Origin of the sequence: Evansella tamaricis (genome assembly GCF_019042215.1) — a bacterium.
GTDB classification, from domain to species: domain Bacteria; phylum Bacillota; class Bacilli; order Bacillales; family Salisediminibacteriaceae; genus Evansella; species Evansella tamaricis.
Genome location: NZ_JAHQCS010000058.1, coordinates 1 through 22,721 on the forward strand (window position 1 = coordinate 1; position 22,721 = coordinate 22,721).

24 protein-coding genes and 1 tRNA gene are annotated in these 22,721 nt (G+C 36.9%); 17 read left to right on the forward strand and 8 right to left on the reverse strand.

Annotated features, from left to right (window positions below; translation table 11 throughout):
• Positions 1–35 precede the first annotated feature (35 nt).
• Entirely contained in the window at positions 36–614 is a 579-nt protein-coding gene (locus KS419_RS05180; protein ID WP_217064922.1) for a hypothetical protein, read from the reverse strand.
• A 1-nt stretch (position 615) separates the two neighbouring features.
• Entirely contained in the window at positions 616–1,620 is a 1,005-nt protein-coding gene (locus tag KS419_RS05185) for a transposase (RefSeq protein WP_217064921.1), read from the reverse strand.
• A gap of 214 nt (positions 1,621–1,834) precedes the next feature.
• Here KS419_RS05185 and KS419_RS05190 point away from each other — a divergent pair, with 214 nt between their 5' ends.
• Positions 1,835–2,986 (forward strand): serpin family protein, encoded by a 1,152-nt coding sequence (locus KS419_RS05190; RefSeq protein ID WP_217065013.1) that lies wholly within the window; start codon positions 1,835–1,837, stop codon positions 2,984–2,986.
• A 42-nt stretch (positions 2,987–3,028) separates the two neighbouring features.
• On the opposite strand, the gene KS419_RS05195 is transcribed toward KS419_RS05190, so the two are convergent.
• A complete protein-coding gene (locus tag KS419_RS05195) occupies positions 3,029–3,874 on the reverse strand; it encodes a DUF6612 family protein (protein ID WP_217065014.1) in 846 nt (281 codons plus the stop codon).
• A gap of 375 nt (positions 3,875–4,249) precedes the next feature.
• Here KS419_RS05195 and KS419_RS05200 point away from each other — a divergent pair, with 375 nt between their 5' ends.
• The 10 genes from KS419_RS05200 (at position 4,250) to yugI (ending at position 13,167) form a co-directional block, all read left to right on the forward strand.
• The gene (locus KS419_RS05200; protein WP_217065015.1) at positions 4,250–4,462 is read left to right on the forward strand and encodes a PLD nuclease N-terminal domain-containing protein; all 213 of its coding nucleotides are present in this window, start codon (positions 4,250–4,252) and stop codon (positions 4,460–4,462) included.
• On the forward strand, positions 4,462–5,367 hold the full coding sequence (locus tag KS419_RS05205) for an ABC transporter ATP-binding protein (protein WP_217065016.1): 906 nt from the start codon (positions 4,462–4,464) through the stop codon (positions 5,365–5,367). Before KS419_RS05200 ends, KS419_RS05205 begins: the two co-directional genes overlap by 1 nt.
• The gene (locus KS419_RS05210; RefSeq protein WP_217065017.1) at positions 5,364–6,152 is read left to right on the forward strand and encodes an ABC transporter permease; all 789 of its coding nucleotides are present in this window, start codon (positions 5,364–5,366) and stop codon (positions 6,150–6,152) included. The genes KS419_RS05205 and KS419_RS05210 overlap by 4 nt, the downstream gene beginning before the upstream one ends.
• Before the next feature lie 565 nt (positions 6,153–6,717).
• A complete protein-coding gene (locus tag KS419_RS05215) occupies positions 6,718–7,548 on the forward strand; it encodes an electron transfer flavoprotein subunit beta/FixA family protein (RefSeq protein WP_217065018.1) in 831 nt (276 codons plus the stop codon).
• Positions 7,545–8,588 (forward strand): electron transfer flavoprotein subunit alpha/FixB family protein, encoded by a 1,044-nt coding sequence (locus tag KS419_RS05220; protein WP_217065019.1) that lies wholly within the window; start codon positions 7,545–7,547, stop codon positions 8,586–8,588. The genes KS419_RS05215 and KS419_RS05220 overlap by 4 nt, the downstream gene beginning before the upstream one ends.
• Positions 8,581–9,876 carry a geranylgeranyl reductase family protein gene (locus KS419_RS05225; RefSeq protein ID WP_217065020.1) on the forward strand — a complete coding sequence of 432 codons (1,296 nt, stop codon included), beginning with the start codon at positions 8,581–8,583 and terminating at the stop codon, positions 9,874–9,876. Before KS419_RS05220 ends, KS419_RS05225 begins: the two co-directional genes overlap by 8 nt.
• Position 9,877: 1 nt before the next feature.
• A complete protein-coding gene (locus tag KS419_RS05230) occupies positions 9,878–10,159 on the forward strand; it encodes a ferredoxin family protein (protein ID WP_217065021.1) in 282 nt (93 codons plus the stop codon).
• Between the two features lie 587 nt (positions 10,160–10,746).
• The gene (locus tag KS419_RS05235) at positions 10,747–11,241 is read left to right on the forward strand and encodes an Lrp/AsnC family transcriptional regulator (RefSeq protein ID WP_217065022.1); all 495 of its coding nucleotides are present in this window, start codon (positions 10,747–10,749) and stop codon (positions 11,239–11,241) included.
• Positions 11,238–12,422: an aminotransferase gene (locus KS419_RS05240; RefSeq protein ID WP_217065023.1), complete on the forward strand. Its 1,185-nt coding sequence runs from the start codon at positions 11,238–11,240 to the stop codon at positions 12,420–12,422. The genes KS419_RS05235 and KS419_RS05240 overlap by 4 nt, the downstream gene beginning before the upstream one ends.
• 304 nt (positions 12,423–12,726) lie before the next feature.
• Entirely contained in the window at positions 12,727–13,167 is a 441-nt protein-coding gene (yugI, locus tag KS419_RS05245; RefSeq protein WP_217065024.1) for a S1 domain-containing post-transcriptional regulator GSP13, read from the forward strand.
• A gap of 174 nt (positions 13,168–13,341) precedes the next feature.
• Here the strand turns inward: yugI and KS419_RS05250 are convergent, their stop codons facing one another.
• Positions 13,342–13,569 carry a DUF378 domain-containing protein gene (locus tag KS419_RS05250; protein WP_088076342.1) on the reverse strand — a complete coding sequence of 76 codons (228 nt, stop codon included), beginning with the start codon at positions 13,567–13,569 and terminating at the stop codon, positions 13,342–13,344.
• Between the two features lie 197 nt (positions 13,570–13,766).
• On the opposite strand from KS419_RS05250, the gene KS419_RS05255 reads away from it, so the two are divergent.
• From KS419_RS05255 to KS419_RS05265, 3 genes are all read left to right on the forward strand, one after another.
• Positions 13,767–14,933, forward strand: coding sequence for an iron-containing alcohol dehydrogenase (locus tag KS419_RS05255; RefSeq protein ID WP_217065025.1), 1,167 nt, complete (start codon positions 13,767–13,769; stop codon positions 14,931–14,933).
• A gap of 158 nt (positions 14,934–15,091) precedes the next feature.
• On the forward strand, positions 15,092–16,450 hold the full coding sequence (locus tag KS419_RS05260; RefSeq protein WP_217065026.1) for a glucose-6-phosphate isomerase: 1,359 nt from the start codon (positions 15,092–15,094) through the stop codon (positions 16,448–16,450).
• A gap of 161 nt (positions 16,451–16,611) precedes the next feature.
• Positions 16,612–17,022: a YugN-like family protein gene (locus KS419_RS05265; RefSeq protein ID WP_217065027.1), complete on the forward strand. Its 411-nt coding sequence runs from the start codon at positions 16,612–16,614 to the stop codon at positions 17,020–17,022.
• A gap of 18 nt (positions 17,023–17,040) precedes the next feature.
• Here KS419_RS05265 and KS419_RS05270 read toward each other — a convergent pair whose 3' ends face one another.
• Positions 17,041–18,042, reverse strand: coding sequence for a potassium channel family protein (locus KS419_RS05270; protein WP_217065028.1), 1,002 nt, complete (start codon positions 18,040–18,042; stop codon positions 17,041–17,043).
• A 120-nt stretch (positions 18,043–18,162) separates the two neighbouring features.
• Here KS419_RS05270 and KS419_RS05275 point away from each other — a divergent pair, with 120 nt between their 5' ends.
• From KS419_RS05275 to KS419_RS05285, 3 genes are all read left to right on the forward strand, one after another.
• A complete protein-coding gene (locus tag KS419_RS05275; RefSeq protein WP_217065029.1) occupies positions 18,163–18,321 on the forward strand; it encodes a hypothetical protein in 159 nt (52 codons plus the stop codon).
• A 169-nt stretch (positions 18,322–18,490) separates the two neighbouring features.
• Positions 18,491–18,655, forward strand: a complete 165-nt coding sequence (locus tag KS419_RS05280) for a hypothetical protein (protein ID WP_217065030.1) — start codon at positions 18,491–18,493, stop codon at positions 18,653–18,655.
• 17 nt (positions 18,656–18,672) lie between these two features.
• Positions 18,673–18,748, forward strand: a tRNA-Ala gene (locus KS419_RS05285).
• A 549-nt stretch (positions 18,749–19,297) separates the two neighbouring features.
• On the opposite strand, the gene KS419_RS05290 is transcribed toward KS419_RS05285, so the two are convergent.
• The 3 genes from KS419_RS05290 to istA are packed head-to-tail and all read right to left on the reverse strand — an operon-like array spanning position 19,298 to position 21,673.
• A complete protein-coding gene (locus tag KS419_RS05290; RefSeq protein ID WP_217065031.1) occupies positions 19,298–19,612 on the reverse strand; it encodes a hypothetical protein in 315 nt (104 codons plus the stop codon).
• Complete coding sequence (gene istB / locus KS419_RS05295) at positions 19,609–20,391, reverse strand: IS21-like element helper ATPase IstB (RefSeq protein ID WP_217065032.1); 783 nt, start codon at positions 20,389–20,391, stop codon at positions 19,609–19,611. Before istB ends, KS419_RS05290 begins: the two co-directional genes overlap by 4 nt.
• Entirely contained in the window at positions 20,384–21,673 is a 1,290-nt protein-coding gene (gene istA, locus KS419_RS05300) for an IS21 family transposase (RefSeq protein ID WP_217065033.1), read from the reverse strand. Before istA ends, istB begins: the two co-directional genes overlap by 8 nt.
• Between the last annotated feature and the right edge of the window lie 1,048 nt (positions 21,674–22,721).

Sequence of the window (22,721 nt, forward strand, 5' to 3'; positions counted from 1 at the left end):
TTTTTTTTCTTAGACGGAACAACTAACACAATAAGTTAGTTGTTCTCTCTCCATCTCTTTTCAATGTTGATTAAATATGCATTTGGGTCTCTCTTAAATCTTCTCTGTTTAGTATGTTCAGAAATTCGTTTCGTCCATGTGGACGATTCTTGTTGATAGCGATCATATGGTACATTTTGTATTGCTTGTAATGCACAGCTTTCCTGTTTGGTGTTGTCGGCAAATACAATATTTTCTCCATGTCTTATGATGTAACGGTTCCATGTTCTACTACCTGTAATCCGTCGGTGTTTCTGCTTGGTTCTTCTAAAAAACAATTCTAAATCATTGTTTGTTCTTGGAATAAGAGTGTTATCATAACAGGCAAACAATCCCTTCCAGAACCCTTTACTGTAATTTAATAAGTTCTCTAAAAACGGTCTGTCACACTCATTCTTCAAACTAGATTTAATCTGATTAAGGTAATGTCCTAACCTTTTTTCCACCCAGTTACTTGTTTTATTATCAGAAGGCTCCATAATTGTAGCGATTCTCTGAAATCTGGTATACCAACGACAAACAAGCTCATAATCTTGTTGAAAATCTTCAAAATGACTGATTATTCTGATAAGCATTTCAAGTAGAGTAGTCCCCTTTTTTATCTCGACATTTTTCCATCGAGGTCTTTATAGCTTTTGAACGTTCATATACTCTCATTCCAGGTAAGTCAAAGGGAGGCTTTCCATCATCAAGAAGTACAGAACGAATAGCTGCGATATAGTCCTCAGCTATTTCTGCTTCATGTGTCTTGGTGCCCATTTGATCTATTTTTCGTTCTACTGCACGTATACCACGTAGCTTCTTTTTAATATTTGTTTTTAATTTGCGGTCTTTCTCAACCAATGGTTTGGCAATATCCTTAAAGTAATGGAACTGGCAGTATTGATAAGGAATAGTAGGAGCTAATTTTTCGATAGCTAATCGAATAGATTGTTGTCCGTCACTTACAAATGCCTGGATCGGAAATCCCCAATCCATTACAGGCTTAATTAACTCCATTAACTCTGTTGAGGCACTACTTTTAAGATTTTTCGCTGCTAAGACTGTACCACTTAGAACTTCGCGGATGACATATAATGTTTCATTTCCTTTCTCTGGCTGTACGCCATCAATGGAAAGAATAATCCCACCATGTTCTTTTACAACGTGATTTAAAATACCTTCGGCATTTTCTTTAGCATTTGCACGAAGTAATAATGCATATCTCTCATATAATTTCTGAACTTGCCTGTCAGAGATTTTTACTTGTTTTTCGTTTAATATCTCCATAATTTCTGTTCGGGTTTTATGTTCTTGAAATCTCAAATATCCAATATTGGCAATGACATCCATACCATACGTAATATGTTTCATACTTATATGTTCAGCTTGTGCCGACCGATAGGTCGTATCATTTGAACATGTTTCGTTATCACACCGATAACCCAAGTTAATAACTTTAACTTCACCCTCTAAGGTTGAAATTGTTTTTCTCCATACAGGATGGCAATAAACTAATTTCTCACTACACTTAGGACAGTGAGTTATTTCAGGCTTATAGTATTTAGAATCTTTAGCTTCTAGTCGATTTTTTGTACGCATAAATAAACACCAACTCTTATCTTTTATAAGTCTATTATAACCCATAAATTCATTTGGTGTTATTTATTCCACCCAAGTTTTTTTTTGACTTTGATAAGTTTTACGAAGGTTAATTGATTTTTGATTGAGGTGCTTTAGCAGAGCTGAAATACATAAACTAGAGGTAAGTTGTAAAGTACACTGACATTTCTATATTTAAGAGGGGGAATAAATAGTGCCAGGGAGCGATGATGGAAAATATGGAAATGACCAATATGATAGTCCTGAGACAATGAATGAAAGAGTTGAAAATTTCGGATTAAATTTATTAGATCAGCTATTTAATGGAAAAAACCAGTTGTTTAGTCCACTAAGTATATACACAGCTTTAGCGATGGTTTTACCAGGAGCAAATGGTCAAACAAAGAAGGAGATACTTCAAGTCTTAAAAATAAAAGATGTTGAGGAAAATAAAATGCATTTATTTCACAAAGGACTTCAAAGTACTTTGAGAGAGTATGAAAAAGAATTAGATTTAAATATGGCCAACTCCTTCTGGATAAAAGAAGATTTAATGATAAAAAATGATTATGTGGAATTCATAAAAAAAAATTATAATGCACACTTTGGAGAAATTACTACAAAACAACAAATAAATAATTGGATTAAATTACGTACAGAGGGGAAAGTAGAGGAGATTGTAGATGAAATTAATAATTCCTTAATCTTACTTTTAATTAATACAGTATATTTCCAGGGAAATTGGAGTAAACCGTTTGATAAGGAATTGACTTCAAATGATTTTTTTATTTCAGAAAATGAATCCAAAATAACTGTTCCGTTTATGATGTTGAAGGAATCACTGAAATACGATAAGACAGACTTATATGAAATAATTAAATTACCTTATAGTAACAATAGTTTATATATGGAAATTATTTTACCTAAAAAAACAGTGAACATGAAGAAGTTGATCAATGAATTTTTAAAGGGGGACGAAATTTGGATTTGTCCAGAATCGGAAAAGGTTGGCACATTAATATTGCCTAAATTTAAGTTAGAATCAGATTTAAATTTAAATAATATTTTAATGTCATTAAGTATGCATTCCGCTTTTAATCCTTCGACAGCTGATTTTTTAAATATGGTTAGTAAGGAAGAGGAAATATTTATTAGTGATGTAAAACATAAAGCGTACATGGAAGTAAGTGAAGAAGGAACAGAAGCAGCAGCAGTTTCTTCAGTAGAAATGCGTGGAGGTTCGGTTGGCTCGGAAAATACATTTGAAATGGTAGTTAATCGACCGTTTATTTTTCAAATTCGTGAAAACAATACAGGAGTGCCAGTGTTTTTGGGATATATTAATAATCCTGCTACAAAAATATAGTAAAAAGGAGGCTCTCTAAAATAGAGGCCTCCTTAATAATTCTTAAAAATCAAAGTTGAAATCAGTCATAAAATCCTCATCGTCTAGTTCTACTGCATTATTAATTATATCTTCAGGAATAGTGAAATCATTTAAACTATTGAAATTATACATGATAACACTGGAACGTTGCTCAAGAGTAATTTTTTCTCCCATAACATCCATAGTTAATTCTAAATAAATGTTAGCTTCCTTTTGAAAGTATGTTTCTTTTTCAATTATAAATTCATATTCGATTGAATGTATATCTAGATCTGACATAACATCAAAGAACATATCATCCATACCTTCTCCTGCCAAACCACTAATATGCTCCATTAAAGTTTGCATGTCTGCTCCAGAACCCACAAGTTGAATAGTGTAATGATCGTTATCTTCAGTCATGGCAAGTTCTGAAATATAATCTTTAAAAGGAAGTAGTTGCTCTTCAGGACTTAATTGGGTTTCTGTCAGACTCATGTATTCCTCATTAAATTGATCTGGTAACTTTGACCATTGACCAGAGAAAGGTTCCTCCATATAGAATCCTAGGTCTTCAGTAAAGTATGATTCATAACTCATATCGATACCCATCATTTCTAGATTCATTGTAATATTTTGATAGAATGAGAGTGGTTCAAGTAAGAGATCCATTTCAGATTTAGTTGCTAGTGTTATACTATCATCCTCGTTGGATCCCATTGTCTGTTCGGATTCTAGTGTCATAGAGTAACTTGTCAAATCCCCCATTGCAGCGATTGAGTTGTTTAAAATCTCTTCAATTGATGCTGCATCCTCTGTCAGTTCTGTACTACAAGCTCCTAAAAATGAGAATGAAACAAGTATAATTAATAACAGCCATTTTTTCATTAATAAACCCCCATTGATAATCTAGTTCTATTAATAATCTACGTTGATAAAAGAGAGGAAGTTTCAAAAAATCATGATATCTTTATTTCCCGATTATTCAACGTAACATATCTATATTACAGTTACACATTGAATTAGGACAGATTCTTTTGTAGCATTTCAGTGAAGAAAATATTTATGAATAATGTTCACAAAATATTCGGGGGCCAGGTCCCCGAATATTTTGTGAAACCTTTGTGTCAAAAGAACGTATTTTATAGAGGTTGTCCGTTTTGTATTAGAATAATTGGAGGGGAAATAGCTAATACTGTCGAAATATAAAATTTACATAATAATCCAATACTTGTAATTAAAGAGCGGAGAGAGGGATAAAAGATGGAAGAAATATTAAATGAGCTGCAAAGTGTTCGGTGGGACTTGCTTGCTCCAATAGCTATTGTAAGTTTTGTCTTGATGATTGTAGCTATGGTTGATTGCTTTAAACACGGAAAGACAAACGGTCCTCAGTGGGTTTGGATTCTTGTTATTGTTTTCGTAAATTTAATTGGACCAATCCTTTATTTTATTTTTGGGAGGAGGAGTGAATAGTGGGTTTAATTAAGACAGTTGGATTAACCAAAACATATAATGGTACGAATGCTGTGGATGGAATTGATCTTTCTATTAAGGAAGGTGTTTGTACGGCATTATTAGGACCAAATGGGGCTGGAAAAACAACAACATTAAATATGTTAACCGGCTTGATAAATGCCACATCAGGAACAATATCCTTTGATGACCGTTATATGGGAGACCGGAGAAAGTATATTGGGTATTTACCTCAATATCCCAAGTTTTATGGCTGGATGACAGGAGAAGAGTATATCATTTTTTCGGGACAACTTGCAGGGCTTACAAAAAAAGAGGCGCTTAGTCGATCTGATGAATTATTAAGTCTTGTGGGACTTTCGGAAGATAAGAAGAAACGTGTTTCCGGTTATTCAGGGGGGATGAAACAAAGGCTTGGAATTGCACAGTCATTAATACACAGTCCTAAATTACTTATCTTGGATGAACCTGTTTCAGCCTTAGATCCGATAGGTCGTAGAGAAGTTCTCGAATTGATGAAAACATTAAAAGAGAAAACATCCATCCTCTTTTCCACACATGTTTTACATGATGCCGAGGAGATTTGCGAAGAAATTTTCATTATAAAAAAAGGGAAGTTAATAATTGAAGGGGATTTAGTGGAATTACAAAGAAAATATCAAAAACCTACAATATACTTGAATACAGAAGAACCGATTGAAGATTGGAGCACTACCATTAAGCAGAAGGAGTGGCTTCGACACATGGATGTGAAGAAAAACAAAATTACAGTTACTGTGGAAGATATGGATATGGCTAGGGAAGCCCTTCTTACCGATGAATCACTGCGAAAGTTGAAAATTAATAGTTTTGAAGTTGCAAAAACTACGCTGGAAGACCTCTTCATGGAGGTGACTGGAAAATGAAACAATGGACAATCTTATTTAAGAAAGAATTTAAAGAATCACTTCGGAATTTTAAATGGGTCTGGATACCACTAGTATTTATTCTTTTAGGAATTACACAGCCAGTCACTTCATATTATTTACCTGAAATTTTAAAGAACTTTGGTGGAATGCCTGAAGGTGTAATTATGGAGTTTCCAATGCCCACAGCACCGCAAGTATTAGCAGAAACACTGGGGCAATTTAACCAAATTGGGATACTTGTATTAGTATTGGCTTTCATGGGAGTTGTAGCAGGGGAGAGAAATAGTGGAACAAATATTATGGTATTAGTAAAACCGGTATCTTACACAGCTTATATGTTATCTAAATGGGCTCATATGACATTGCTAGCATTTGTATCCTATTTATCAGGATTTCTCATAGCACTTTATTATACTTATCAGCTTATTGGGAGTGTTCCTGCTTCAGATGTTGTGAGCGGCTTTGTCGTTTATACGCTTTGGCTTTTATTCGTTACAACAATTGTTTTACTTTTTAGTACAATATTTAAAAGTACTGCTGCTGTTGCTGCCTTAACACTTGGACTTTCAATCATTCTAAGTTTATTAAGCAGTATTACTCCTGAACTTATGCAATGGTCACCGGGTATGCTTGCATCACATAGTTATTATCTGTTTCAAACTGGAGAAGCTAATGATGGTCTTTGGTTGTCCGTAGTTAGTACAGTACTACTAGTCGTAGCAATGCTTAGTATATCAGTTTATATCTTTAAGAAGAAAGAAGTGGCTACTCACACTTCGTAATCTATAATATTAAATAAATATAATAAAAATTTATGACAAAACGGTGAGACAAAGCTTCTTTGTTTCCTGTTTTGTCTTTCTTTTTATTACGCTTAATTAAAATGTATTAACAAACATAAAATGTTAAAAAATTTTGTTTTTTTTTATTACAGACCAAATTATGGTTGTTTGAGAGCTTAATTTTTGATATAACTATACTAAGGAAAACGCTTTCAGACCTTTTTGTGTTATATAGTTTAAAAAAGGTTAAAAGATTGAGTTTCCTTGCTACTGACGGGGAAATAGTTATTTGAGGGGAGGTTTACCGACGTTTCATCTTTGGGGAATCCGCAATTTCAGCATCGATTTTTTTCCGCACTGACATAAATACCATATTTTAAAAATCATTTCCACAGAATAATCATGAATGATGGAATAAAAGAAAGTATCTATTTATTGTACACTTGTACGTGAACAATTGAACAATTGAATAATGTGCCATAGGCAAGTTCGTGAATGAATGAACAATCCATATATTCATAGTTTGCTAAAAAAATAGTACGTTTGAAAGAGGGTGGGGGAAAGCATGAATATTCTTGTTTGTATTAAACAAGTACCAGATACGAAGATCATTAAAATCAATCCAAAAACGAACACATTGGATCGTTCCAGTGCACCAGCAATTTTAAATCCTTATGATGCACATGGAGTTCAAGAAGCTGTGCGCTTAAGGAAAATTCATGGTGGAAAGGTAACTGTGTTATGTATGGGACCTCCGATGGCGAGGGAAGCCATCAAGAAATGTGTGGAAATTGGTGCAGATGAAGGGTATTTAATTTCAGACAGAAGATTTGCCGGGGCAGATACATTAGCAACTAGTTATGCTCTGTACAAAGCAATTCAAAAGCTGATGAAACAAGACGGTATTGATCTTGTCTTATGCGGAAAACATGCGATTGATGGGGATACTGGACAGACAGGTCCTGGAATTGCAAGAAGAATTGGGATTCCACCACTAACCAACGTGATTAAAGTGGAAGAAGTGGATTTAGATAGTCAACAAATGAAAGTCCGTCGAAAAATCGAAAAAGGATATGAAATAATCCAGTCCAAACTTCCATGCCTATTGACAGTAGAAAAGGAGATCAACACAGTTGCTTATTCCCCTCTGCCAAACATGCTTCGTGCAGCTCGATACGAACCAATTGTATGGACAGTAGATGATTTGGAAGACGTGGATATAAAGCAATTAGGTTTGAAAGGATCACCAACTATTGTTGGCAAAATGTGGCCTCCAGCTAAAAGTGAAGGGGCAAAAATGATCGATGGTGATGTCAAAAAGCAAGCGAGTGAATTAGTAAAACATATGTTGGAAAAACGCGAGCTTTTTGAGGTGAAAGGTGGGGAGCAGGCATGAACTTAGAGGAATATAGAGGAGTATGGGTATTTATAGAACAACGGGAAGGAAAACTGGTAGACGTTGGTTTGGAGCTTTTAGGTGCAGGCCGTGCATTAGCAGATAAACTCGAAGTGGATCTGTGCGGAGTTCTCCTAGGCAGTAATGTGAAGGATCTTGCAAAAGATACTTTTGAATATGGGGCAGATAAGGTCTACGTAATTGATGATCCTATTCTAGAACAATACCGTACAGAAACATATATGAAGGCAGTTGGAGATCTCGTTCGAAAATATAAACCTGAAATATTTCTATACGGAGCGACTGCAAATGGAAAAGACTTAGCAAGTGCAGTTGCAACTGAAGTAATGACAGGTTTAACAGCAGATACTACATTATTAGACGTAAATTTAGAAAAAAGATTATTTGAAGCAAGCCGCCCTGCTTTTGGTGGAAATATTATGGCGACTATTCTTTGTAAAAAACATCGTCCTCAAATGGCTACTGTAAGACCTAAAGTCATGAAAAAGCTTGACCCACAACCAGGTCGTGTTGGTGAAGTCATTGAAGAAAGTATTTCCTTAAAAGAAGAAAATCTTAAGACGAAAGTAATTGAGATTGTTAGAAGTGCAAAAGCAGCAGTTAATCTGGAAGAAGCGGAAATTATCGTTTCAGCAGGTAAAGGGATAAAGGATGAAAAAGGCTTTAAGATGGTGGAACAATTGGCGGATGTATTAAATGCAACTGTAGGAGCAAGTCGTGATGTGGTTGAAATGGGACTATGTGGACATGATCACCAAGTAGGGCAAACTGGTGCAACCGTTACTCCGAAGCTATACATTGCCATAGGGATCTCGGGGGCAGTTCAACACGTTGTTGGAATGCAGAACTCGGAGATGATCATTGCAATAAACAATGATCCAGATGCCACAATTTTTAATGTCGCTCATTTTGGTGTAGTAGCTGATGCATTCGAAATCGTACCACTCTTAACGGAAGAGTTCAAGAAGGCATTAAAAAATGAAGTAGAAGCAGAAGAGGGAGGTGTCGCACATGTCTGAAAAATTTGATGTGATAGTTGTTGGAGCGGGCCCTGCCGGAACAAGCTGTGCCTATACTGCTGCTAAAAATGGATTAAAAGTCCTATTAATAGAACGTGGTGAATTTCCGGGTGCCAAAAATGTAATGGGTGGAATATTATATCGTAAACAAATGGAAGATATTATTCCAGAGTTTTGGAAAGAAGCGCCTCTAGAACGCCCTGTTGTGGAGCAACGATTCTGGTTTTTAGATAAAGAATCTATGGTTACAACAAGTTACAAAGGGCTAGAGTGGGGAAAAGAACCATTTAATAACTTTACTGTTCTTCGGGCTAAATTTGATAAATGGTTTGCTGATAAAGCAGTGGAACAAGGAGCTTTACTTATTAATGAAACTGTTGTAACAGAATGTATTGTGGAAGATGGAAAAGTAGTTGGTGTACGTACAGATCGCCCCGATGGAGACGTTTATGCAGATGTAGTTGTATTAGCTGATGGTGTCAACTCATTGCTTGCAAAGAAACTGGGATTCCATAAAGAGTGGAAGCCCAATGAGGTTGCTTTAACAGTAATGGAAGTTATGAAAATGCCAAAAGGATCAATTAATGAACGCTTTAATGTGGAAGAGAACCAAGGAGTTTCAGTTGAAATATTTGGAGATGCCACAAAAGGGGCTTTAGGGACTGCGTTCTTATATACAAATAAAGACAGTATAAATATTGGTGTCGGGACTACCTTATCAGGAATGATTAAAAAGAAAATGAAACCTCATCAATTGTTGGAAGACTTAAAAACACATCCAATGATTAAACCTTATATTGAAGGTGCTGAATCACTGGAGTATTTGGCCCATTTAATTCCGGAGGGTGGATACGATTCTATCCCTAAACTTGTTGGAGACGGAGTAATGGTTATTGGAGATGCTGCACAACTGGTTAATGCAATACATCGTGAAGGGTCTAACATGGCAATGGCATCAGGGAAAATGGCTGCAGAGACTATTCTGAAAGCAAAAGATTTAGGAGAATTCTCTGAAAGAAACTTAGATTCTTATCGAACAGATTTATATGATAGTTTCATAGGAAAAGATTTGAAAAAATATAGAGATGCGGCTCATACATTTGAAGAGCATCCTCAATACTTTGAACAATATGTACCACTTATGAACCGTGCAATGAATACGATGTTTACTGTAGATGGAACACCAAAGTGGGATAAACAAAAGAAAATTATGAACTCATTTACAGCAGGCAGAGGTAAGTTAGGAGTGGCAAAAGATCTTTATCGAGCATGGAAGGCGGTGAAATAAGATGGCAAAAACACTTGAAGAAAAACAGTATTTAGTGCGCTTTAATTGTGATACAAAATCTCATCTTGAAGTAAGGGACCATGATGTGTGTGCAACTAAATGTCCAGATAAAGACTGTACTATTTTTTGCCCGGCAGATGTTTACAAATGGGAAGGGGACCGAATGTTTGTAGGGTTTGAAGGTTGTCACGAATGTGGAAGTTGTCGTATTGGCTGTCCATTTGATAATATTAAGTGGGAATACCCTAAAGGTGGCCATGGGATAGTATTCCGATTAGCATAGTAAAAAAATTATTGTAAAAAAATGGAGACCTCATGATAGACCATGAGGTCTCTTTTATTAATATGGAAGATTTGGCAAAGTTACAACCTTAAACACTGTTGATATGTTGTTATTATAACGGATATATCATATGGTGTAAAGACTCCACTAAATATCTAGAACTTTCTGAAATTTATATCGATATAAGATAATGAAGCTGTTATTATATAAATCAGTAAGGAAAGTGTTTCTTCAGAATACTAAAGGGCATACACTGTTCCTAAAGTGTGTTTGCCCTTCCATATTTTAATACAATTTTGTACACAATGTATGTAAGGGTTAGTGTAGAATAAAGAATAAAATGAGAAATTATCTGATACAAAGGACGAGTAACCTGTTTTTTTAGAAAGGTAAGAAAGTATAAGTTTTTGCACTTTCGGGCAAGTTGTCTAGCTCCATCGCCTACTCACTACGGGGCATTTCGGAAGTGACACCTGAAGTCAAAGAGCGGACTTCAGGTTGTCATTCCTCCACTGCCCTACGCTCGTGACCAAAGGCGCTTGCGCTTTTCTTATCCTGCGGATCAGTATTTTATTGGAGGGAAAATGATGACAGAGAAAGAAAAAGAGTTACTTCATCTTTTAGAAAAAGAGGGGAGAATATCAACAGAAAAAATTGCAATGATGTTGGATGAATCGGAAGAAAAAATATCAGAACTGATTGCATCTTTAGAAAAACAGAGGGTAATCTTAGGCTATTCTGCTGTTGTGGACTGGAGTAAAGTAAATACAACAGAAAGTGTAACCGCAATGATTGATGTGAAGGTCACTCCGAAACGGGGAGTTGGTTTTGATGAAGTGGCTGAACGTATATATCGTTTTAAAGAAGTAAGGGCTCTGTACTTAATGTCAGGAACATATGACCTTTCTGTAGTTATTGAAGGAAAAACCATGTCAGAGATTGCTCATTTCGTTTCTGATAAATTATCTGCACTTGATTCTGTATTATCGACGACAACCCATTTCCAACTAAAAAAATACAAACACGATGGAATCGTTTTTGAAGATCATGATGAAGATCATAGGATCGTGGTATCACCATGACAGTCTCTAACACACGCCAGCAGGTAAAGTTATCAGATGCTGTACAACGAATACAACCATCTGGAATTCGGCGTTTTTTTGATTTAGCATCTACGATGGATAATGTTATCTCCTTAGGAGTAGGAGAACCTGATTTTGCTACACCATGGAATGTTAGAGAGGCAAGTATTGCATCCCTTGAAAGAGGAATAACTTCGTATACAGCAAACGCAGGTTTAATGGAGTTAAGGTCAGAAATTTCCAGTTATCTAAAGACAAATTTTGGTACTTCATACTCTCCGGAAAATGAAGTATTAGTTACCGTGGGAGCCAGTGAAGGAATTGATTTAGCATTACGGGCAACAGTCAATCCAGGAGATGAAATATTAATCGTTGAACCTTGCTTTGTTTCCTACGCTCCTCTTGTATCTTTAGTGGGCGGTGTACCTATTCCAGTTCCCACCTCCATAAAGAATGATTTCAAGGTATTATCTGAGGAAATTGAAAAAAGGATAACTAATAAGACAAAAGGTATTATGCTCTCTTACCCAAGTAACCCAACTGGTGCAATCATGGTAAAACAGGAATTAGAGGAAATTTCAAAAGTAATTATTGAACACGATTTATTAGTTATATCAGATGAAATTTATGGGGAATTATCATACGATTCCGTTCATGTGAGCATCCCTTCCATAGAAGGGATGTGGGAGCGAACGATTTTAATCTCTGGTTTTTCCAAAAGCTATGCTATGACAGGATGGCGATTGGGTTATGTTGCAGGACCTGAAATTTATACGAAGGCAATGTTAAAAATTCATCAATATGCAATGATGTGTGCTTCTACTATGGCTCAATATGCAGCCATTGAAGCATTGAAAAATGGGAAAGAAGAAATGGAAAACATGAAGGTAAGCTATCGTCAAAGGAGAAATTACTTTGTTAAGGCATTAAAAGATATTGGACTGAATTGCCACATGCCAGGTGGGGCATTTTATGCATTTCCTTCCATAACAATAACCGGATTAACTTCTGAGGAATTTGCAGAAAAACTATTATTAGAAGAACATGTTGCAGTAGTGCCTGGGAATGTTTTTGGATCGGGAGGAGAAGGGCATATCCGCTGTTCCTATGCTACTTCTTTACCTCATTTAGAGGAAGCGATTAAGCGTATGGATCGCTTTATTAAAAGAACTAATGGGTAATAAATATAATAATGAAAAAGCAAAGTGTTATAACACTTTGCTGAAAAGGGGGGATACTAGGTTGTACACTTTTCTAGTATCCCCATTATGTTTACTCCTATACGATATTTTTGAACAAGTTCCCAGTTTTAATTAAATTTGAAAGGTTATCTTAGGAATACGAATATCATAAAAAAGCAAACTAATAATGTAAAGTTTTAGTGGAGAAAGAATGGGAATAAGTAATTACAAAGGGAGTGTTTTTGTCAGAGAAATAAACTTGTGATATAATTAACCAGTTAATAAATAATTAGGAGTTGTTTTCATGTCAAGTCAATATGAAGTAGGTAGTATCGTTGAAGGTAAAGTGACTGGTATTAAGCCGTTTGGTGCATTTATTGCATTAGATGATCAAAAGCAGGGCCTTGTACACATTTCACACATTGCACACGGATTTGTTAAAGATATAAATGACCATCTCTCCGTTGGTGATGAAGTGAAAGTAAAGATTTTAACAGTTGATGAGGAGACTGGAAAAATATCATTATCTATCCGTGAAACTCAACCTAAACCAGAACGTCAGGAGCGTCCAGAACGTCCATCACGTCCTGCTGGCGGTGGTGGCGGCGGACGAGGTGGAAACCGTCCAAATCAACAATCTTCTGCCCAAGGTCAAGGTTTCAATACGCTGGAAGAAAAGCTTAAATCTTGGTTAAAGGAATCCAATGAAATTCAAGCTGATCTAAATAAACGTATTAAAAAATAACAAGTCATTTTACAGGCAACGTAAAGAGGTAGCTCAATAATGAGCTACCTCTTTTTTTCGAATGATTCACCATTCGAATGAATAACATCATAACCTTAAACAAGTACAATTAACTTTTGGAGCTACAGTCTTACTCCAATGACTTTCTCTTTGTGGTGTCCATGACTATCTTGTTTAACGTTGTGGTTCTGGACTACGCTCCAACTCTTCATCGGGTTTAAACAGAATTGAGATGCAATATAACCCTGCCAATCCTACGAGGGCATATATGAAGCGGGAGAAACCGGCAGCTTGACCACCGAAGATAGCTGCTACGAGGTCAAAACGGAAGAAGCCAATTAATCCCCAGTTCACTGCGCCTATAATCGCTAAGGTCAACGCTGTACGTTGGATACCGCTCATGCGCTCCTCACCTCCTTATCAGGGGTAAAATCGAGTTGCAGAAGCTATTTATGCTCCTGCCCTTAGAATGATTAAAGTTGCCTGCCATTATTCATTGGAATAAAAAAAATCTTTAGTAACTGTATTTCTTTGCTTTTTTAGGGGGAAGTGAGGAATAATATTAGGTAGAGAAAATTTGATCACGAGGAGTAGATAAGATGGAAAACTTTATTTTTCATAACCCAACCCGCTTAATCTTCGGGCAAGGGCAAGTAAAAGCACAACTAGTAAAACAATTAGGGAACTATGGAAAAAATGTATTATTAGTTTATGGAGGAGGAAGTATTAAGCGAAATGGCCTGTATGATGAAGTCATTTCTTTATTAAGTGAAGGGGAATTTAAAGTAACAGAACTTGCTGGGGTGGAACCGAACCCTCGCTTAACAACAGTACATAGGGGAGTTGACCTTTGTAAGAAAAATAATATTAATGTAATTTTAGCAGTTGGAGGAGGCAGTGTCATTGATTGTACGAAAGCAATTGCAGCAGGAGCAAAATATGACGGTGATGCATGGGATCTTGTCACTAAAAAGACAACTGTAGAAGCTGCAATTCCATTTGGTACGATTCTGACCCTTGCAGCTACAGGGTCTGAAATGAATTCAGGGTCAGTAATAACTAATTGGGAAACTCATGAAAAATATGGATGGGGAAGTCCTCTTGTATTTCCTAAGTTCTCTATTTTGGATCCTGTAAACACTGTATCAGTACCGAAGGATCATACGGTTTATGGAATGGTAGATATGATGTCCCATGTATTTGAGCAATATTTTCATCAACAAAAAAACACTCCACTCCAAGAACATATGTGCGAGGCGGTATTGAAAACAGTGATAGAGGTTGCCCCAAAACTTGTGGAGAACTTAGAAAATATTGAATTCCGAGAAACGATATTATATTCAGGGACAATAGCACTCAATGGAATGCTTCAAATGGGGACTAGAGGTGACTGGGCATCACATAATATTGAGCACTCTGTTTCAGCTGTTTACGATATACCTCATGCTGGAGGATTAGCAATCCTATTCCCACAATGGATGAGACATCATAAGGCACTAGGAGAGAGAAAACTTGTGAATTTAGCCATTCGAGTATGGGGAGTTGATCCAAGAGGGAAATCAAATCAGCAAATAGCGGAAGAAGGAATCGAAGCGCTGGAATCTTTTTGGCATTCGTTAGGTGCTCCTAGCAAGTTAGCTGATTATAATATTGATGACAGTCAAATAGAAGTTATGGCAGAAAAAGCAATGGTAAGGGGAGCGTTTGGCAACTTTAATAAATTACAAAAAGATGATGTGATCGCAATATTAAAGGCAAGTCTTTAAATTAGAGCTTGTATTTCGTTTAAAAAACCATCAGTTTTCAACTGTTAATAAATCTGTCGAAATTGGTTACGCTTACACTTAATACATGTCTTGATTATTATTGATCAGTTTAATAAAGTTAAACGAGGGACTAAGTCTTAAATGGAGGAGATTAAAAAATGTCAAATACACTTTCTTTTGATTATTCGAAAGCTACTGATTTTGTATCTAAACACGAAGTTGATTACTTAGGTGATTTAGTAAAAGCAGCACATGAATCACTTCATAATAAAACTGGTGCGGGTAATGACTTCCTTGGATGGATTGACCTGCCGGTGAATTATGATAAGGAAGAGTTTTCTCGAATTCAAAAAGCAGCCAATAAAATTAAATCAGATTCAGATGTCTTGTTGGTTATAGGAATTGGAGGTTCTTATCTTGGTGCAAGAGCGGCCATAGATGCATTACAACATAGCTTCTATAATGTGATGGATAAAAAGGACCGGAAAACCCCTCAAGTATTTTTTGTGGGTCAAAACATAAGTTCTACCTATGTTCGTCATCTGTTAGATGTTATTGAAGATAAAGATGTTTCCATCAACGTTATTTCAAAATCCGGAACGACGACAGAACCAGCTATTGCTTTCCGGATTTTTCGTGACTATTTAGAGAAAAAGTATGGTGTGGAAGAAGCCAGAAAGCGCATCTTTGCAACGACAGATAAGGAAAAAGGTGCATTGAAGCAGTTAACAATGGAGGAAGGTTATGAATCCTTTGTGATACCTGATGATGTTGGTGGACGTTTCTCTGTTTTAACAGCGGTAGGATTGTTACCAATTGCGGCTAGTGGGCTCGACATAGAATCTATGATGAAGGGTGCAGCTGATGCCCGTCAAACATACAGTAATCCTAATTTAGCAGAAAATGAAGCTTATCAGTACGCTGCGGTGCGAAATGCCCTTTATAACAAGGGAAAGACGATTGAGTTACTTGTGAATTATGAACCTTCTCTGCACTTCGTTTCCGAATGGTGGAAACAATTGTATGGAGAAAGTGAAGGGAAAGACAACAAAGGTATTTTTCCAGCTGCAGTAGATTTCTCAACAGACCTTCATTCTATGGGACAATATGTTCAAGAAGGGCGTCGTGACCTATTTGAAACAGTTCTTAATGTGGAATCCGTTAAAGAAGAAGTATTAATTGAGGAAGCGGCATCGGACTTGGACGGATTAAATTATTTAGCAGGAAAATCAATGGATTTTGTGAATAAAAAAGCATTTCAAGGAACACTCTTAGCTCATTTGGACGGGAATGTACCTAACTTAGTCATTACCATTCCAGAATTAAATGAGTATCATTTTGGATATTTAGTTTACTTTTTTGAAAAAGCTTGTGCATTAAGCGGATACCTTCTGGGAGTTAATCCATTTGACCAACCTGGTGTCGAAGCGTATAAGAAAAATATGTTTGCTCTACTTGGAAAACCTGGTTTCGAGGAACAAAAGCTGGAGCTGGAAAAGCGTTTGAATGAAAAATAAAATGGGATAATAAATGGGGTAAGGTCAGAGATATAGGCCTTATCCTTTTTATTTTTGGCCTATTTTTTAAGGAGTACTGCCTTCCATTGTTGAAATATCATATAGTTAGCCATTTCAGGATAACCTAAGGAGAGAATGAATAAGCAGGAGGTCGTGTTTCAATGTATGAAGTTCAGTCACCATTGGAAAATAAGGTCGTTAAACTAATAAATCTGGAAAATAAACTAAAACCATTAGGATATGTAATTGGTGGAGGTTGGGAGTACGATCATGGATACTTTGACTATAAAATGGAGGACAATGGGAGTTATCTTTTTGTTCGACTTCCCTTTACAGCTATAGATGGGGAATTGGATACGAAGGGGGTTAATGTGAGACTAGGGAGACCTTTTTTGCTATCACATGACTATGAAGGTGGTCTTGATCATGATAATGTTGCTGATCCCAATCCATTAATGAACCAATTTTCTGCACCACATGATCCTGACTCCCCCTTTCCAACGGAATGGATTGGGACGGGTACAGAACATGTCAGAGAACTAGAACAAGTTATTTTATATGACAAGGACTAGTGGGATAAGGGGGTTCCACTAAGTCCTGTTGAAAAAAATCAGTTGATCTCCTTTTAGTAATATAGAACCATACTCTGGATGAAGAATTGTATCGTTATCTCGGCGAATTCCAAGCAAAAAAGAGTCTCTCGTTTGACATTCTTCAATCGCTTTTTGAAAAGTTCCATTAATTAATTGGCTTGGAACTGTTTTAAATTCTAAGTGGTCTTTTTTTCCATGTGTAAGCATATTGGAGATAACATCCGTCATACCATGAAATAATATTCCATTCACCATTAAGAGGCTTAAATGGCTGGAACTATTTACGATTTCATTTGCACCAGCTCGCTCTGCGTTTTTTACTTGTCCAGTAGTAACTAATTCTACAATTGCATAGATGCTTGGATGGATCCCTTTCACAGTTAAAAGGGTCAATACTGTATTGGCATCAGCGGATTTTTCATCGATGTGAAGATTAGCTGTGATAATAATCGTATGAGCTTTTCTTGCATTTGCACGCTCAAATGTTTCATCTAAAGTAGGGGAACCTTTTATAAAGATAACTTTAGGACATTCATCTGGCTTTTTATGTAATGTTTCATCAATTAAAACAATTTCTAGATGGGAATGAATTACCTGTAATTGTTTAATAAGCTGATGACTCCGTTCGTTCCAGCCAACAATGATGTAATGACCTTCTTTTTGGTGACTTACTCTTCCCTTTTCTCTTTCTTGTCGCGATAGTACCGTAGAGCTTGCCAGATTGGTAATGAAAAAGGAAAAGATAGCAATACCAGAAATAATTAAAATAATTCCGAGGATTCTCCCAATGACACTTTCGGGAACATAGTCGCCATAACCCACAGTTGAGATGGAAACAACTGCCCACCAAAATCCATCAAATATGGTTGGAAAAGCATAGGGCTCGAGGAAATGTATAATACACCCAATAATAAAAGTAAATAGAAAAACGATGGCAGACATTCGTAATAAATTATGAAATTTTGCATAGGATTGAACAATAAAATCAAACCGGTACATATAAGTCAGTCCTTTCAGGCGTCTCTCCATACATTATGGACAAATAACAGGCAAACAAACGTGATGCAACCTTTTCGATTTTCTGATACGATAGGGAAAGTATGAAAAGGGGGAGATCGGATGATTCAGGCCGTAGTATTTGCAATTACCATATTTATTGGGTGGATAATTTTTGATGGAATAAAACATAAAAAGATAATAATAGAAAATGTTTGGGCTGGATTGGTCGCAGCGATAGTTGCCGGTATTGTGTGGTATCTTTTATTTATAATCTTTTGAAGAATTAACATAAATAGGTAAGTTTATCTGCTTAAAAGAAGTATTTCTCATAAAATCGACATTTTTTTGAGAAAAAGGTTGATTTGCATATTTAAAATCGTTATAATTCAAAACATGAGTAAAGCATAACAAACTACGGGGCATTAGCTCAGCTACGAGCATTACTTCTGTGCATAAGCAACGAGTTGTTTCGACGCATCCATCACCAGAGAATAAACTAGAAGAGGAAGAAACACAGAGCCTATGCATCACGAATGAGCATCGATATATTTCGACGCACCCACCACCAGAGAATAAACTAGAAGAGGAAGAAACAGGGATCATCTTCGAATAACCATCATCCAAAACTACGGGGCATTAGCTCAGCTGGGAGAGCGCTACGCTGGCAGCGTAGAGGTCAGCGGTTCGAGCCCGCTATGCTCCACCATTAATTCGTGAGTGCACCGACGGGGAATAATCGCCAGAGCAAACGAACATCAGTAGTCCTAAGAAGGGCACCATTAATTCGTGAGTGCACCGACGGGGAATAATCGTCGTCAGAGCAAACGAACATCAGTAGTCCTAAATAGGACGCCATACATATTGTGTATAACGACACGGTTTTTCGCTAAAGCGAGGGGTTGTGTCGTTTTTTTATTAGGCTCTTTTCGTAAACTTTGTTGCTTTTTGAGAAAAGATTGGATAAGTGAAAGGCGGGGACTCCAGCGACGAGCAAATCCCTTTGGATAAGATACAGAGCAATGCTTTTAGAGGAAGAGACAGGAAATCTAGGTGAAGACCACACAGACACGGTTTTCGTTCATATCAGGAGGCCGAGAAGGATTTCGGTTATAAATGTCAACGTATTTATGTACATATTTGACTGTTTAAGAATGTACAAATTTGTTTTGTGTAGAGGTATCTACCCAAGGTTTTCAACTTTAATTTCATCCCTCTCCCAGATGGGTTACATAAGGGGAGAGGGATGATTCCCAGTTTAAAACGGCATAATTCCTAATTTATCTTCTAAATCATTCTTCTCTCTTTGTACCTCTTTTAATTTACCTTTTAGTTCATCAATTTCTTCAAGTAATCTTGCGATTTTTGTTTGATCATCAATTCCTTCTTCGTAAGCAGTCCCTTTCAACCTGTACCAACCATCAAATTGATAAAGATCACCTTCACTCACTGTAGCACTTGGATTTTTTCTAGCAGGTAATGAATTCATCCATTCTTCAACCAATTTTTCATCGCATTTCACATCGTATGATTGAAAAAACTTCGTTACTTCTTTGGTTGTAAATAAGTTCATTTTAGATCTCCTTGTTTTTCAGTCATAGGCTCTTTGTTTTGGGTCATATGGTTCTTAAGACGATAAGACTGTCCAGAAACATTTATCACTGTAGCGTGGTGGAGAACACGGTCTAAGATCGCATTGGCTATTTTGGGATCATGAAAGATATCTCCCCACGCTTTAAAACTAACGTTTGTTGTTAAAATAGTACTTTTCTTTTCATATCTCATATCAATCAGTTGAAAGAATAGTTTTGCATCTTCTGCATCAATGGGCAGGTATCCAATTTCGTCTATAATAAGTAACCTATATTTTGAATAATGTTTTAATCGTGCCTCTAATCGACTTTCCATTTTTGCTTTCCTTAAGTTCATAATAAGGTCATGACACTTTATAAAATAAGTGCTTGTTCTTTTCTTAGCTGCCGCTATCCCTATAGAGGTGGCTAAGTGTGTTTTCCCCACACCACTTGGTCCTAAAAAGACAATATTCTCTTTCAACTCCAAAAATCGCAATGTTGTAAAATCTAATATTTGCTGCTTATTGATGGAAGGTTGAAAATCAAACTCAAAGTCTTTGATTTCTTTTCGATGCGGGAATGCTCCTACTTTTACCATCGCCGTCATCATATTGATTTCTTTCATATCAATTTCATAATCAGTCAGTTTGATTAGAGTGTCTGTGAAAGATAGCTCATTTTTTGTCATAAAGTCAATCGTTTCATCAAGATGTGAGACCATTTGTTTCAACTTTAAATACTCTAAATTTTGGACTAGCTTTGTATAACTGCTATTCATTTTTATACACCTCATTAATTGCCTCAAGATTTTTAATAGCCAGATCTTCGATATTATTTGAATAGGGAAGACTTCTTGCCAACGTCTCTACATAGTGCTCCTGTTTATAGTTGATTTTTCTCTGATTAATTGGATGTTGGACAATTAAATTCGTGTTATAATAAACGAATATATAGTTGTCATATACTTGTAAACCTACGGTTTTCCCACTATATCCACTGGGAACAGAATACTGATTGGACTTGTAAGTGATCATATTTGATGGGTTCACTTTTACTTGTGTATGATTAATTCGATAGAAATCTCTTATTCGATCATTTGGTAGTGGTGATAAGAGATTTCTTTCTATTTTTAACCCCAGTATCGGTATTTTACCTGTTCCTTGATGATAACTATGATTGATTCGGTTACACAGCTTTTGAACAAAGTGATGAAGCTCCTCATAATCGAACTTTCCTTGATAGGCATCAATTTCATCAATCAACTTCATGGGAGCTTCCACCTTCGCCTTTGTCCTTGGCCTACCAGCTATACAAGGTCTTACTTCGAATCCCATGTCATTAGCGAACTGTTGAAAACGTGGATTCACCTTTCCTCTCTGGTAATCGGTTCTAGGCTCGTCCATCACCGTTTTCATATTGTCTGTTAGAATCGTCTTGGGAACACCTCCAAATGCTTCAAAACTTTCCGTAAGGAATGATAATAAGACACTTTGAGATTTAGACAGGGACAAATAGAATGTTCGGAACCTGGAATAGGCAAGTAAAAGGACGCATACATTCACATAAATAATTTCCCCATCCTTTGTTACATACCTCATGTTTTCTTTCCAATCTAACTGCGCTTGTTCCGCCGGAGGTGTTTCAAAACGAATTACTTCCTCGTTTGATCTTTTTCGCTTATCTGATTCAAAATAGCTTTGGAATTCGGACTTCTTTGATATATAGGCTCGAAAAGTCGATTGAGAACACTCTAACCCATGATTATCTATTAAGTACTGCCACAATACTCTTTTGTAATGAAATTTTTGAATAGACTTCTCTGATAACAGAAGCGAAATAATTTCATAATAACCATCTATTTTTGAACTACGTTTTCGAGAAGTATTCAGCTCGTATCCATTTAGATATTTATCAATTGTTCTTCGATCAACACCCATATCTCGAGCTAACCTACTTTTATTTATTTTCATATTTAAACTCCCCATGAACATTTTTAATTTAGGTAAATCTATAAGACTGTTAATTTCTATATCTGTGTTTATATTCAATTGTATATGCACAATATTCACCTCTAGAATATTATGCTGTTAATTATCTTTTTTGTACATCACTAAACGATCAACTTTGTACATTAATAACTTATCATTTATATTCGGTCAGAAGTTGTCTCAAGTTGTGCCCGAACGGGAAGGCCGAAAAGGATTTCGGTCAGAAGTTGTCTCAAGTTGTTCCCGAACGGGAAGGCCGAAAAGGATTTCGGTCAGAAGATGCCTCAAGTTGTACCCGAACGGGGAGGCCGAGAAGGATTTCGGTCAGAAGTTGTCTCAAGTTGTGCCCGAACGGGGAGGCCGAGAAGGATTTCGGTCAGAAGTTGTATCAAGTTGTGCCCGAATGGGAAGGCCGAAAAGGATTTCGATCAGAAGTTGTCTCAAGTTGTTCCCGAACGGGAAGGCCGAGAAGGATTTCGGTCAGAAGTTGTCTCAAGTTGTTCCCGAACGGGAAGGCCGAAAAGGATTTCGGTCAGAAGTTGTCTCAAGTTGTTCCCGAACGGGGAGGCCGAGAAGGATTTCGGTCAGAAGATGCCTCAAGTTGTGCCCGAACGGGGAGGCCGAGAAGGATTTCGGTCAGAAGATGCCTCAAGTTGTACCCGAACGGGGAGGCCGAGAAGGATTTCGGTCAGAAGTTGTCTCAAGTTGTTCCCGAACGGGGAGGCCGAGAAGGATTTCGGTCAGAAGTTGTCTCAAGTTGTGCCCGAACGGGAAGGCCGAAAAGGATTTCGGTCAGAAGTTGTCTCAAGTTGTTCCCGAAAGGGAAGGCCGAAAAGGATTTCGGTCAGAAGATGCCTCGGCATAGAAGACACAGCGAAGAATGAGCAGATGTCGCACTTGTGCCTGTGGTGAAAGCGTCCGCCTGTAGTGTATCCAAGCAAAAAATTTACTTAAACAACAACAATCTATGCGAAAAGAGCCTTTTATTAAAAGGGACTTTAAAAGGTTTTGGCACCATTGGGCAAATTGTCTAGCTCCAGCGCCTACGGGCTCGGATCACTTCAGGCAGGCTGCTACTTGAGTTGCATCCTTGCTGCCTTGCGACGAGTAATCGCAGGAG

Coding starts and splice junctions, on each gene's coding strand:
- KS419_RS05180 (WP_217064922.1), bottom strand. CDS start 614: ATGCTTATCAGAATAATCAGTCATTTTGAAGATTTTCAACAAGATTAT.
- KS419_RS05185 (WP_217064921.1), bottom strand. CDS start 1,620: ATGCGTACAAAAAATCGACTAGAAGCTAAAGATTCTAAATACTATAAG.
- KS419_RS05195 (WP_217065014.1), bottom strand. CDS start 3,874: ATGAAAAAATGGCTGTTATTAATTATACTTGTTTCATTCTCATTTTTA.
- KS419_RS05200 (WP_217065015.1), top strand. CDS start 4,250: ATGGAAGAAATATTAAATGAGCTGCAAAGTGTTCGGTGGGACTTGCTT.
- KS419_RS05210 (WP_217065017.1), top strand. CDS start 5,364: ATGAAACAATGGACAATCTTATTTAAGAAAGAATTTAAAGAATCACTT.
- KS419_RS05215 (WP_217065018.1), top strand. CDS start 6,718: ATGAATATTCTTGTTTGTATTAAACAAGTACCAGATACGAAGATCATT.
- KS419_RS05220 (WP_217065019.1), top strand. CDS start 7,545: ATGAACTTAGAGGAATATAGAGGAGTATGGGTATTTATAGAACAACGG.
- KS419_RS05225 (WP_217065020.1), top strand. CDS start 8,581: ATGTCTGAAAAATTTGATGTGATAGTTGTTGGAGCGGGCCCTGCCGGA.
- KS419_RS05230 (WP_217065021.1), top strand. CDS start 9,878: ATGGCAAAAACACTTGAAGAAAAACAGTATTTAGTGCGCTTTAATTGT.
- KS419_RS05235 (WP_217065022.1), top strand. CDS start 10,747: ATGACAGAGAAAGAAAAAGAGTTACTTCATCTTTTAGAAAAAGAGGGG.
- KS419_RS05240 (WP_217065023.1), top strand. CDS start 11,238: ATGACAGTCTCTAACACACGCCAGCAGGTAAAGTTATCAGATGCTGTA.
- yugI (WP_217065024.1), top strand. CDS start 12,727: ATGTCAAGTCAATATGAAGTAGGTAGTATCGTTGAAGGTAAAGTGACT.
- KS419_RS05250 (WP_088076342.1), bottom strand. CDS start 13,569: ATGAGCGGTATCCAACGTACAGCGTTGACCTTAGCGATTATAGGCGCA.
- KS419_RS05255 (WP_217065025.1), top strand. CDS start 13,767: ATGGAAAACTTTATTTTTCATAACCCAACCCGCTTAATCTTCGGGCAA.
- KS419_RS05260 (WP_217065026.1), top strand. CDS start 15,092: ATGTCAAATACACTTTCTTTTGATTATTCGAAAGCTACTGATTTTGTA.
- KS419_RS05265 (WP_217065027.1), top strand. CDS start 16,612: ATGTATGAAGTTCAGTCACCATTGGAAAATAAGGTCGTTAAACTAATA.
- KS419_RS05270 (WP_217065028.1), bottom strand. CDS start 18,042: ATGTACCGGTTTGATTTTATTGTTCAATCCTATGCAAAATTTCATAAT.
- KS419_RS05275 (WP_217065029.1), top strand. CDS start 18,163: ATGATTCAGGCCGTAGTATTTGCAATTACCATATTTATTGGGTGGATA.
- KS419_RS05290 (WP_217065031.1), bottom strand. CDS start 19,612: ATGAACTTATTTACAACCAAAGAAGTAACGAAGTTTTTTCAATCATAC.
- istB (WP_217065032.1), bottom strand. CDS start 20,391: ATGAATAGCAGTTATACAAAGCTAGTCCAAAATTTAGAGTATTTAAAG.